Origin of the sequence: Bacillus gaemokensis (assembly GCF_001590835.1) — a bacterium.
Classification (GTDB): Bacteria; Bacillota; Bacilli; order Bacillales; family Bacillaceae_G; genus Bacillus_A; species Bacillus_A gaemokensis.
The window spans coordinates 171,835-183,864 of record NZ_LTAQ01000034.1 but is presented as its reverse complement, the minus strand read 5'-3'; the positions used below and the strand labels follow the sequence as shown (position 1 = coordinate 183,864).

Below are 12,030 nucleotides of genomic sequence, written 5' to 3'. Positions count from 1 at the left end.
ATTAGTTTGCATTGTATAAATTGTGGGAATCCTTGTTTTGACGGTCAACTTAATTGTGAAGATTGTCAGAAAATGCTACATAACGAAACAAAAGAGGAGATCTCATCAATCGAAAAAGACATGGAACAATATGTCGGAGGACATTATCTATATTTTAAAAGAAAATGGGAGAAAGAAAGGATACGAATAGCAAGGTGGAGTTGGAATGGATGGGCTGCTATTTTTAATGCTGGATGGTTTGGATACCGTAAGTATTACTTACCTGCATTTTTGTTTGTAATTTTATTAGTAGCTTGTGATGCATTTTCTTATTACATGGGATTTAATGTAGCGCTCCCAATCATAAATATGGCCCCACTTACGTTTCTATTGCTTATTTTAATGATGATAGGGATAGGGATTTTTGCTAATGGTCTATACTATCAATTTGCAGAGCGTAAAATATACCAGATAAAAGCAAAAGGAGTTAAGAATAAGTCTGTAGAAAACTATTTAATTCGTGATAGTGGCGGAACAAGTAAAATAGGAGCGGCAATTGTTACTCTTTTGACAGCTGCTGCTATATTTATGAGTCACTTTTTCTTTCCGACAGATCAAGATGTTATTCGAAAAGTACGCACGAGTTCCTTATATGAATATCCTTTCTTTTCTATTGGTGAAGCATTTGAGCAGTATTTCCAACAACCAGGATGGGTTTATTACCGTGGAACAGATGGAGTAGAGTTAGTTGAATTTCATGGATATAGAAGTGGGATGACACGGGAACAAATTGTGATTCAATTTGTTGTGGATTATCAATTGCATGAAATTGAACCGTATTCTTTTACTGTTAATGGTGAACCGCAAAGTGAAAAAGGATTTTTAAAAATGATGGAAGAGGTATTCCGCATTCAAAATCCTTTTGAATTAGATGATGGATTACAAAGGGATGATAAGAAAGAAATGTTGTAAGAAACAAATGAAAAAGTAACGTTTTCATTTGTTTCTTTTTTATTTACTAAAATAAAATATTTAAAATAATCAGAATCTTTTGTATAATATGTATCATACATGCTTTACTGTATACATATAGACTGGAGGGAAGAAAGAATGAAGAAAAAGATTCCAATGTTTGCTGTACTTGCATTATCAACAAGTGTGTTCGTCGCAGGTTGTGGAAATGGTGAAAAGGTGTCAACAACAAAAAAAGACACAGGTAAGGGGATAGCTGATAAACAAGTACTAAACTTACTAGAAGCGGCAGAAATCCCTTCGATGGACACGTCAAAATCAACAGATTCAGTGTCCTTTCGTGTATTTGTAAATGCAATGGAAGGTTTATATCGATTAGATAAAGATAATAAACCAGCTCCAGGTATGGCGAAAGATGTGAAGATTAGTGACGATAAGAAAACATATACTTTTGAATTGCGAGATGCAAAGTGGTCGAATGGTGAACCAGTTCGTGCACAAGATTTTGTATATGGTTGGCAACGTGCCCTTGATAAAGCAACAGCTGCTGAATATGCATTTATTTTATTTGATGTAAAAAATGCACAAAAGGTTAATAAAGGAGAATTGCCACTAGATCAATTAGGTGTAAAAGCAAAAGATGACAAAACATTAGTAGTAGAACTAGAGCAACCAGCACCGTATTTTCTCGAGCTTACATCGTTTCCAACATTTTTTCCTTTAAATGAGAAATTTTTAAAAGAACAAGGAGATAAGTATGCACTAGAGGCTGACAAAGTTTTATACAATGGACCTTTTACGTTAAATGAGTGGAAACATGAACAGAGCTATCAATTAAAGAAAAATCCGAATTACTGGGATAAAGGTGCTGTGAAACTAGAAGAAATTAATGTGAGTGTCGTAAAAGAAACGAGTACAGGTGTAAACTTATATGATGGTGATCAAGCAGATCGTGTCATTTTAAGTTCAGAGTTTATTGATAAATACAAAAAGAGTAAACCAGATGAATTCAAAACGAAATTAGATCCACGTATGTATTTTCTACGTTTTAACCAACAAAATGCAACATTTAAAAATCAAAAAGTACGCGAAGCAATTGATTTAGCTTATGATAAAAAAGGAATTGCAAATGTTATTTTAAATGATGGTTCTTTACCAGCGTATTTCTTAGTACCAGAAAAGTTCACAACGGGACCTGATGGTAAGGATTTCCGTACTGTAAACAAAAACTTCCGAGATAGTAAAAATAATGCGGAAAAAGCAAAAAAATTATGGGAAGAAGCGAAAAAAGAACTGGGTCAAGAGACAATAACGGTAGAATTACTAAATGATGATAATGGTAGCCGGAAGAAAGTGGGCGACTTTATTAAAGAAGAGCTTGAGAAAAACTTACCTGGTATTAAAGTGAATTTGAAACAACAACCGTATAAACAAAAATTAGATTTAGAGAAGAAATTGCAATATGAGTTTTCATTATCAGCTTGGAGTCCAGATTATCCAGATCCAATGACGTATATTGATATGTTTATTACAGGAAGTTCATTTAACGAAATGGCCTATTCAAATCCGAAATATGATGAATTAGTTGCTAAATCGAAAGGCGAATTGTTAAAAGACGACGCAGCGCGTTGGAAAGCACTTGCTGAAGCTGAAAAAATCTTAATTGGGGAAGATGCAGCGATTTCACCTACTTATCAACAAAGTACAGCATATTTAGAGAAAACATATGTAAAAGGAATTGCGAATCATACATTTGGTGGAGATTTTAGTTATAAATGGGCTTATGTTACAAAAAAGTAGTAAAATAAAAGATGGGTGAATTTTCACTCATCTTTTACTATGTAAGGAGGACTAGTTTTGATAAACGGTGTGAACCATCTTTGTTTTTCGGTTTCAAATTTAGAAAAATCTATTCAGTTTTATAAGACCGTACTAGAGGGAAGCTTATTAGTAAGAGGAAGGAAACTTGCATATTTTGATATATGCGGAATGTGGGTAGCGCTCAATGAAGAAGTAGATATTCCAAGAGATGAGATTCATCAGTCATATACACATCTTGCATTTTCTGTTGCACGAGAGGACTTTGAAAAATTACTACAGAGACTAGAAGACAATAAAGTTCATATTTTACAAGGAAGAGAACGTGATGTGAGAGATTGTCAGTCTATTTATTTTATTGATCCAGATGGACATAAGTTTGAATTCCATTCAGGTACATTGCAGAATCGCTTAAATTATTATAAGGAAGCAAAGCCGCATATGGAATTTTATGAATGAGTACAGAGGAGGAGACGAATGAAAACAGCATTGTATGTAACACGTCATGGAGAAACAGAATGGAATGTAGCAAAGCGTATGCAAGGAAGAAAGAACTCGAATTTGACTGAAAAAGGAATGTTACAGGCAAAGCAATTAGGGGATCGTATAAAGGATATACCACTTCATGCAATATATAGTAGCCCCAGTAACCGAACGATTCATACAGCAGAGTTAATTAAAGGGGACCGAGATATACCAGTTATAGCGGATGAGCACTTTTACGAGATTAATATGGGAATTTGGGAAGGTCAAACACTTGCTGATTTGGAAAGGCAATATCCGGAGGAAGTAAATTTATTTTGGAATGAACCACATCGTTTTTGCTCGGCATCTGGAGAAAATTTTTATGATGTACATAGTAGGGTCATAGAAGGAGTAAATCTTCTTTTAGAAAAACATCAAGGAGAAAGTATTCTAATTGTATCGCATGCAGCTGCAGCAAAATTACTTGTGGGACATTTTGCTGGTCTTTCTGTTGAAAAAGTGTGGGATGATCCATTTATGCATAGTGCGAGCCTAAGTGTCATTGAATTCGAAGATAAAAAGGCTGATGTTAAACAGTTTGCCGATATAAGTCATTTTCAGCAAGTATAAAAAAGACCGCCTTATGCGGTCTTTTTACACTTACTGTTAACTATAGAGTATAAAGAACTAGCAATTACGTTTTTTATACCAGAAGTGATCGAATTTTTTATTTTTACAGAATGAATGTTTATGGCCTTTCCAATCATGGCAGTCTGAATGATGATCTTTTCCGTCATGGCAATCTGAATGATGGCAAGGTTTTTTATCGTGATCACGGATGAAAACACATTTTTTACAGAAACATCGTTTTGTCCAGAAAAATTTCTTTTCAAAACGAACGCATTTTGTAACAAATGTACATTTTTTTACACGAGTTCGTTTCGTAACAAACGTACATTTCTTCACACGTGTAACCTTTGTAACGAATGTCCATTTTTGAACACGTACGCGTGTACATTTTGTAACAAATGTACATTTTTTCACACGTGTACATTTGGAAACAAAAGTACAATGTTTTACACGAGTGCATTTTGTTCTCGGGCATCTACAATCTGTTGAACATTCTTTTTTTGAAAAACAGTCATCATCACAATCAAAAGTACTTGGATCTTGATGTAAAAACTCTTCCATCCCCGCGCTTTTGATTTCTTCTACGGCTTTTCTAATGTCGCGTTTCATAGAAATCCTCCTTATCGTTTGTTGAAATGAAAAGGTATTCTTTTTTACATTAATTATGATATGAACATAGGTTGCTCTCTGTATAGGACAACAGTTTAATTTTTATAGAAATAGATATATAGCGGATGTATGGACAAAATAAGGCGCATACATTGAATGGAGAGAAAATAGAGGGGATGAGGAAATATGATACCTTCTTATGATTTTTTTATTCATCCAATGTACGTAGTTGAATTAAAGAAAGACATTTGGTCGGATAGTCCAGTGCCTGCTAAATTAACGTATGGGAAAAGAAAGTATGATATTGACATTGTCTACCGAGGGGCACATATTCGTAAATTTGAGAAAAAATCATATCATGTTATGTTTTATAAGCCAAAACAATTCCAGGGTGTAAAAGAATTTCATTTGAATTCTGAGTTTAAAGATCCATCGCTTATTAGAAACAAGTTATCACTTGATTTTTTTAATGATATAGGAGTGCTTTCACCAAAGTCACAACATGTTTTCGTTAAAATTAATGGTCAAATACAAGGGGTATATTTACAATTAGAATCTGTTGATGAAAACTTTTTAAAAAGTAGAAACTTACCGAGTGGCTCTATTTATTATGCAATCGATGATGATGCAAATTTTTCATTAATAAGTGAGCGAGATCAAGATGTTAAAACTGAGCTTTTTGCAGGATATGAATTCAAATGTGCAAATGAAAATAGTGAAGAGCAACTTAGTGAATTTGTCTATCAGGCAAATTCACTATCACGCGAAAATTATGAAAAAGGAATTGTGAATTATCTTGATGTCGAAAAATATTTACGATGGTTAGCAGGGGTTATTTTGACTCAAAACTTTGATGGTTTTGTTCATAACTATGCATTGTACCATAATGATGAAACAAATCTATTTGAAGTGATACCGTGGGATTATGATGCGACATGGGGGCGAGATGTAGAGGGGAGACCATTAAATCATGAATACATCAGAATTCAAGGATATAATACTTTAAGTGCAAGAATACTTGATATACCTGTATTTCGAAAGCAATATCGTAATATTATCGAAGAAATTTTAGAAGAAAAATTTACAGTTTCTTTTATCAAGCCAAAAGTAGAGAGTATGTGTGAATTAATACGTCCATATCTCATTCAAGATCCTTATATGAAGGATAAAATAGACATCTTTGATCAAGAGGCAGAGATGATTTTGCAATATATAATGAATCGACGTCAATATATACACGAACATCTATATGAATTATCATAGTTTGACAAGAGATTGATTTACAATCAATCTCTTTTTTTGTTATATAATGAAGTGAAACTTTCAACAGCGTGCTTTCGTGTGACGATATTTTAATATAGGGAATATCGGATGAATCCCTCGGGTGAGTAAAGCTTCATTTTATAAAAAATGTTTAATCTCCTCTTCGGTATAGCGTGGTGAATTAGAGAAATTTCAAATAGGTAGGTGAGAATATGGAGGCAAAATGGGTTGATTGGGTAAAACAAATACAAGCTATTGCACAGGCTGGTTTAACGTATTCGAAAGATGTGTATGATATCGAACGTTTTCAACAACTACGTGATCTTTCAGTTTCTATGATGTCACATTATACGAAGACAGATTGGGAAGTAGTAGAGAAGTTGTTTGCAAGTGAAACTGGCTATCAAACACCGAAAGTAGATATTCGAGCAGTTGTATTTCAAAATGGAAAATTGTTGTTAGTAAAAGAAAAAAGTGATGGGAAATGGGCACTTCCAGGTGGATGGGCAGACGTTGGATATACACCAACAGAAGTTGCAGCAAAAGAAGTGTGGGAAGAAACTGGTTATAAAGTGGATCACTTTCGATTGCTAGCAGTATTTGATAAAGAAAAACATCATCCATCACCTTCAGCAACACATGTATATAAAATATTTATTGGCTGCGAAATTGTTGGGGGAGAGAAACGAACAAGTATCGAAACTGAAGCGGTAGATTTTTTTGCTGAAACGGAACTGCCGGAAATGTCAGTTGCTAGAAACACAGAGTGGCAAATTAAAGAGATGTTTACTTATATGAAAGATTGGAATAAAGAGACATTGTTGGATTAAGAGAAAAAGTTTAAAGTGAAAATGAAGTTGTTTTTGTAAATTCAAATTGAACTTTTCTTCTTATTTGTGCTTGGTCTAATAATCATGAATGGTACATATTTTCAAAAGAGAACAATGAATATATTGGCATACACAAACCTTTGTGGGATAATGAGAGAGTATGTGAAAAGAAAAGGAGATAGGGAAAAAATGTTAGCGAATTTAATAGATCAGTTATTACAATTCTTTACAAGCTTAGGTTACTTTGGGGTTGCTTTAGGACTAATGATTGAAATTATTCCAAGTGAGATTGTCCTTTCGTATGCTGGTTTTTTAGTTGCACAAGGTAAAATAAGTTTTGTCGGGGCAGTAATTGCGGGTACAATTGGTGGTACATTAGCACAAATCTTTTTATACTGGTTAGGGTATTATGGAGGACGTCCTGTAGTTGAGAAGTATGGAAAGTATTTATTAATTAACAAGCATCACTTAGATGTAGCTGAAAATTGGTTTAAACGTTATGGCGCGGGGGTAATCTTCTCTGCACGTTTTATACCAATTGTACGCCATGCAATTTCAATACCAGCAGGATTGGCAAAAATGCCTTTGAAACTTTTTACATTATATACAGTAATTGCGATTATTCCATGGTCGATTCTCTTTATTTATTTAGGGGAAAAACTAGGTGGGAATTGGCGTCATATTAAAGAATATGCAGCTGATTATACACATTACATAATTATCGGTGCAGTACTCTTTGGTGCTCTTTATTTCGGTTTAAAGGTTTTGAAAAAGAAAAAAACAGTTCGGTAAAGCCAATGAATGCATTGGCTTTTTTTTATGCGATCGAGTTCTAAAAGAAAGAAGTTGTCCATAATGTGTAGTAATAAAGCGTAGCGGGGGAATGCAATGAAAGGATCACCGTTTTTACGTGGAACACTATTTTTGACGATGGCAACAATGATTTCTAAAATGTTAGGGTTTATATATGTCATACCGTTTACAGCGATGGTAGGAACGAGCGGATATGTATTATATACATATGCATATCGTCCTTATACAATTATGTTAAGTATTGCGACGATGGGACTACCATTAGCAGTTTCTAAAATGGTTTCGAAATATGATGAGTTAAACGATTATCATACAGTAAAAAGGGTATTGAAAAGTGGATTGTTCTTTATGATTTTTATGGGAATTGCTTCATTTTTAGTGTTATACATGTTGGCTCCATATCTTGCAAAGCTAGTGATTGATGGGAATGACCAAACAGGTAATAGTATGACGGCTGTGACCTATAATATTCGAATTGTAAGCTTCGCCTTATTAATTGTGCCAGTAATGAGCTTATTGCGCGGTTTTTTTCAAGGATTTCAATCTATGGGACCTTCTGCATCTAGTATCGTTGTAGAACAATTTTTTCGGGTATTAACAATTTTAATAGGAAGTTTTGTTGTGTTATATATTTTGAAAGCATCGGTTTCATTAGCAGTAGGAGTTTCAACGTTTGGAGCATTCATGGGGGCCATAGCTGGATTAACGGTTTTGGTTGGATATTATTTGAGAAGGCGAAAGTATTTAAAGAAAAAAGAAATAGCAAGTATTCCGCAAACAACGAAATCATCCTTCTCATTATACAAAGAGCTATTTACGTATTCAATTCCATTTGTTGTTGTTGGTTTAGCGATACCACTCTATCAGACGATTGATACATTTACGATTAATAAATTATTAATTCAGATAGGATATGGACAAGGAGAAGCAGAGAAAATAAATGCGATCATTGGGCTAGTCCAAATGGTTGTACTTATCCCAGTTTCTGTTGCAACAGCTTTTAGTATGTCTCTTGTCCCAGAGATGACGAAAGCTTATACAGCGGGAAATGATCAACTATTATATAAACATTTTACGAAAACGAATTTGTTGGTGATAGGAATTACCATTCCCGCAGCGATTGGAATGATTGTATTAGCTAAACCTGTATATACTCTTTTATTTGGAGTAGGGAACGATCCAAATATGGGAAGCGTTATTTTACAGTATTATGCACCAGCGTGTATATTATTTTCATTGTTTGCAGTGACAGCTGCAATGTTACAAGGAATTAATCAGCAACAAAAAACAATTATCGGATTACTTATAGGCATTCTTATAAAAGGTGTATTAAATATTACCTTATTACCTTACTTTGACTATACAAGTTTTATTATCGCAACATATGCGGGTTACACCGTTTCAGTGTCATTTAACTTGTGGATGCTTTCTAAATATGTTATAAAGGCAACATAAGCTTTTAAAAAGGCAGAGCAAACTCTGTCTTTTTCTATTTTGAAAGAATTTATAAAGAAAAGCGTTTTCAAAATAATTTTCTATTGAAATTTGAACGTTTGTTTCATATGCTGAAAATAGCGGTTCAAAAACTGTTATTTAAGTGAGGTAGATTCCCACATGTAAAAAGAATCGGGGTGATAGTATGTTAAATATTTATTTAACAGACCGAAACGGAAAACTACAAGAAATTGAGGAGATTGAAAAAGGTTGTTGGATTAATGTACTCCATCCAACAGAAGAGGAAATTCAGTTCCTAGTACAAACCTTAAATGTAGAATTGGATTTCATTAAAGACCCTTTAGATGATGAAGAGAGATCTCGTATTGAAAAAGAAGATGATAATGCATTAATTATCGTCGATATTCCTACAGTAAGGCATGATGAGGAAGGAAATTCCATATATGACACGATTCCGATTGGTATGATTGTCATGCCGGAATGTTTTGTTACGATTTGTTTGGAAGAAAATCCGATTTTTGAGCGTTTTATTAATCAAAGAATAAAAGAATTTTATACGTTTAAAAAAACGCGTTTTGCCTTGCAGCTCTTATATACAATTTCTACTTATTATTTAAGATACTTAAAACAAATTAATCGAAAAACAATCGACTTAGAGCACCAATTAAATAAGTCGATGAAAAATAAAGAAATTTTCACATTACTAGGACTTGAAAAAAGTTTGGTGTACTTTACGACATCTTTAAAAGCAAATAAAATCGTAATTCAGAAATTAATGCGCAATAATACTTTTATTAAAATGTATGAAGACGATCAAGATTTGCTAGAAGATGTATTAATTGAAAATAAACAGGCCATTGAAATGGCTGAAATATATAGTAACATTTTAAGTGGTATGATGAATACGTTTAGTTCGGTTATTTCAAATAACTTAAACAGTGTCATGAAACTTTTAACGTCGATTACAATTATTTTATCATTACCGACAATGGTCTCGAGCTTTTTTGGAATGAACGTAGCCATTCCGCTTGAAAAGAATCCACATGGCTTTGTAATTGTCATGATTATATGTGCAACATTATCTTGCACTTTAGCGTTTATTTTTTGGAAGAAACGTTATTTTTAATCTGTAAGAAAGCTGCTCTAGCATAGTTATGAAACTACGCTAGAGCAGCTTTTTTTGTTATAATGAATGCTTTTTGTACGCTATATGCATAGATGACAATTTCTTCGATATTATTTTAAAATTTGTGTAAGGCTTGTTCAAATTGTTATTTGAGGTTAAAATTACATATTGTTAAAGAAAAAATGGAGGAAATACATCATGGAATTGTTTCAGTTACCGAAAGCATTCCTGCAAATGAATACAATCTTTATTTCAATTTTAATTGAAGCACTACCATTTGTGCTGATTGGTGTATTTATTTCAGGATTCATTCAAATGTTTGTGACGGAAGATATGGTGGCAAAGTGGATGCCGAAAAATCGATTTCTATCCGTACTATTAGCTACTTTCCTTGGCATGATGTTCCCAGGTTGTGAATGTGGAATCGTTCCAATTGTAAGACGTTTAATTGGAAAAGGTGTTCCGCCATATGCTGGAATTGCATTTATGTTAACGGGACCAATCATTAATCCGGTTGTATTGTTTGCAACGTACGTTGCATTCGGAAGCAATATGCAGATGGTATGGTACCGTTCAATTGTGGCAATTGTTGTGGCAATTATTGTTGGACTTATATTATCGCTTATGTTTAAAAATCATCAATTACGCGATGATCATTTTCCCGAAGTAAATCATAAACTTCCATTGCGTAAAAAAATGTGGGATGTTTGTACACACGCAGTTGAAGAGTTTTTCTCAATGGGGAAATACTTAGTATTGGGAGCATTAATTGCTGCTGCGGTTCAAACATTTGTACAAACGTCGACATTACTTGCTATTGGACAAGGTCCGTTTTCTTCTTCGGCAGTTATGATGGGGCTTGCTTATATTTTGTCGCTATGTTCAGAAGCGGATGCTTTTATTGCATCTTCGTTCCAAAGTACATTTTCAACAGCGTCACTTGTCGCGTTCCTCGTTTATGGACCGATGGTGGATATTAAAAACATGTTTATGATGCTTGCAACATTTAAAACAAGGTTTGTAATTGTTGTGACAGTTACAGTTACACTTGTTGTTTATGCAAGCTCACTACTCATTTATGCGATGGGGTGGTAGGTTATGTTTCGAGCATATATTTTACTAGGGTTTACAATTTTAATTGCACAGCTTCATATTTCGGGTAATATAACAAAGTATATAAATATGAAGTATGCATATTTATCAAAAACAGCTGCAATTATTTTAGGTTTTTTAACACTTGTTCAAATCATCATTGTTTTCCATAAGGAACATCAAAAAGAAAAAGAGCAGCATGATTGCAGTTGTAACCATAGTCATTGTGGACATGACCATTCAAAAGATGAGAACACATGGTGGAAACGAACTTTTTCGTATACATTATTTTGTTTCCCTATTATTTCAGGACTATTTTTTCCAATTGCAACATTAGATTCGGATATTGTTAAAGCGAAAGGGTTTCATTTTCCTGTTGCACAGGCGGAGAGTACAGATCCATTTATGAGAAGACAATTTCTAAGACCCGATACGAGTATTTACTACGGGAAAGAGGGGTATCGTGGTGTAATGGAAAAAGGGAAAAAACAATATGTAACAAAAGATAGCATTGCTTTAAAAGATGAAGACTTTTTAAAAGGAATGGAAACCATTTATAATTATCCTGGTGAATTTACAGGTAAGACACTTTCGTTTAAAGGGTTTGTTTTCCGAGATGATTCTTCAAAGAAAGAGCAATACTTCTTATTCCGCTTTGGTATTATTCACTGCGTAGCCGATTCAGGTGTATATGGTATGTTAGTGAAAAAACCAGAGGGAGTAGAGTGGAAAAATGATGATTGGATTCAAGTAGAAGGAACAATTTCAACTGAATTTTATCAACCATTCCATGCAAATATTCCTGTTTTGGAAATAACAAAATGGAATAAAGTTGAACAGCCGAAAGAACAATATGTATTTAGAGGAGCCGATTGATCAAAATCGGTTCTTTTTTATAGACGTAAAGTTCGAAAAATTGTTAATATATAGTTCACTTGGTGTATCTTTGATCAAGCAGAATGAACAAGAAAGTATAGG

General features: G+C 33.7%; 12 protein-coding genes. 11 read left to right on the top strand and 1 reads right to left on the bottom strand.

The window, feature by feature from the left end; genetic code table 11:
- The first annotated feature begins 6 nt into the window (after positions 1 to 6).
- From AZF08_RS20300 to AZF08_RS20285, 4 genes are all read left to right on the top strand, one after another.
- A complete protein-coding gene (locus AZF08_RS20300) occupies positions 7 to 951 on the top strand; it encodes a DUF2628 domain-containing protein (protein ID WP_033673611.1) in 945 nt (314 codons plus the stop codon).
- Between the two features lie 138 nt (positions 952 to 1,089).
- On the top strand, positions 1,090 to 2,751 hold the full coding sequence (locus tag AZF08_RS20295) for a peptide ABC transporter substrate-binding protein (RefSeq protein ID WP_033673613.1): 1,662 nt from the start codon (positions 1,090 to 1,092) through the stop codon (positions 2,749 to 2,751).
- Positions 2,752 to 2,808: 57 nt separating this feature from the next.
- Positions 2,809 to 3,228, top strand: coding sequence for a FosB/FosD family fosfomycin resistance bacillithiol transferase (gene fosB, locus AZF08_RS20290; protein ID WP_033673615.1), 420 nt, complete (start codon positions 2,809 to 2,811; stop codon positions 3,226 to 3,228).
- Positions 3,229 to 3,246: 18 nt separating this feature from the next.
- Complete coding sequence (locus AZF08_RS20285; protein WP_033673617.1) at positions 3,247 to 3,864, top strand: phosphoserine phosphatase 1; 618 nt, start codon at positions 3,247 to 3,249, stop codon at positions 3,862 to 3,864.
- Between the two features lie 57 nt (positions 3,865 to 3,921).
- Here the strand turns inward: AZF08_RS20285 and exsB are convergent, their stop codons facing one another.
- Positions 3,922 to 4,473, bottom strand: a complete 552-nt coding sequence (exsB, locus tag AZF08_RS20280) for an exosporium protein ExsB (RefSeq protein ID WP_033673619.1) — start codon at positions 4,471 to 4,473, stop codon at positions 3,922 to 3,924.
- A gap of 186 nt (positions 4,474 to 4,659) precedes the next feature.
- Here exsB and cotH point away from each other — a divergent pair, with 186 nt between their 5' ends.
- From cotH to AZF08_RS20245, 7 genes are all read left to right on the top strand, one after another.
- Positions 4,660 to 5,736, top strand: a complete 1,077-nt coding sequence (gene cotH / locus AZF08_RS20275) for a spore coat protein CotH (RefSeq protein WP_033673621.1) — start codon at positions 4,660 to 4,662, stop codon at positions 5,734 to 5,736.
- 212 nt (positions 5,737 to 5,948) lie between these two features.
- Complete coding sequence (locus tag AZF08_RS20270; RefSeq protein ID WP_033673623.1) at positions 5,949 to 6,566, top strand: NUDIX hydrolase; 618 nt, start codon at positions 5,949 to 5,951, stop codon at positions 6,564 to 6,566.
- A gap of 189 nt (positions 6,567 to 6,755) precedes the next feature.
- Positions 6,756 to 7,358: a DedA family protein gene (locus AZF08_RS20265; RefSeq protein WP_033673625.1), complete on the top strand. Its 603-nt coding sequence runs from the start codon at positions 6,756 to 6,758 to the stop codon at positions 7,356 to 7,358.
- A 96-nt stretch (positions 7,359 to 7,454) separates the two neighbouring features.
- Entirely contained in the window at positions 7,455 to 8,834 is a 1,380-nt protein-coding gene (locus tag AZF08_RS20260) for a putative polysaccharide biosynthesis protein (protein ID WP_033673627.1), read from the top strand.
- Positions 8,835 to 9,018: 184 nt separating this feature from the next.
- Positions 9,019 to 9,960, top strand: a complete 942-nt coding sequence (locus tag AZF08_RS20255) for a magnesium transporter CorA family protein (RefSeq protein WP_033673629.1) — start codon at positions 9,019 to 9,021, stop codon at positions 9,958 to 9,960.
- Positions 9,961 to 10,158: 198 nt separating this feature from the next.
- The gene (locus AZF08_RS20250; RefSeq protein WP_033673631.1) at positions 10,159 to 11,055 is read left to right on the top strand and encodes a permease; all 897 of its coding nucleotides are present in this window, start codon (positions 10,159 to 10,161) and stop codon (positions 11,053 to 11,055) included.
- A gap of 3 nt (positions 11,056 to 11,058) precedes the next feature.
- Positions 11,059 to 11,928 carry a TIGR03943 family putative permease subunit gene (locus AZF08_RS20245; RefSeq protein ID WP_033673632.1) on the top strand — a complete coding sequence of 290 codons (870 nt, stop codon included), beginning with the start codon at positions 11,059 to 11,061 and terminating at the stop codon, positions 11,926 to 11,928.
- The last annotated feature ends 102 nt before the right edge of the window (positions 11,929 to 12,030 follow it).

Coding starts and splice junctions, on each gene's coding strand:
- AZF08_RS20295 (WP_033673613.1), top strand. CDS start 1,090: ATGAAGAAAAAGATTCCAATGTTTGCTGTACTTGCATTATCAACAAGT.
- AZF08_RS20285 (WP_033673617.1), top strand. CDS start 3,247: ATGAAAACAGCATTGTATGTAACACGTCATGGAGAAACAGAATGGAAT.
- exsB (WP_033673619.1), bottom strand. CDS start 4,473: ATGAAACGCGACATTAGAAAAGCCGTAGAAGAAATCAAAAGCGCGGGG.
- cotH (WP_033673621.1), top strand. CDS start 4,660: ATGATACCTTCTTATGATTTTTTTATTCATCCAATGTACGTAGTTGAA.
- AZF08_RS20270 (WP_033673623.1), top strand. CDS start 5,949: ATGGAGGCAAAATGGGTTGATTGGGTAAAACAAATACAAGCTATTGCA.
- AZF08_RS20265 (WP_033673625.1), top strand. CDS start 6,756: ATGTTAGCGAATTTAATAGATCAGTTATTACAATTCTTTACAAGCTTA.
- AZF08_RS20260 (WP_033673627.1), top strand. CDS start 7,455: ATGAAAGGATCACCGTTTTTACGTGGAACACTATTTTTGACGATGGCA.
- AZF08_RS20255 (WP_033673629.1), top strand. CDS start 9,019: ATGTTAAATATTTATTTAACAGACCGAAACGGAAAACTACAAGAAATT.
- AZF08_RS20250 (WP_033673631.1), top strand. CDS start 10,159: ATGGAATTGTTTCAGTTACCGAAAGCATTCCTGCAAATGAATACAATC.
- AZF08_RS20245 (WP_033673632.1), top strand. CDS start 11,059: ATGTTTCGAGCATATATTTTACTAGGGTTTACAATTTTAATTGCACAG.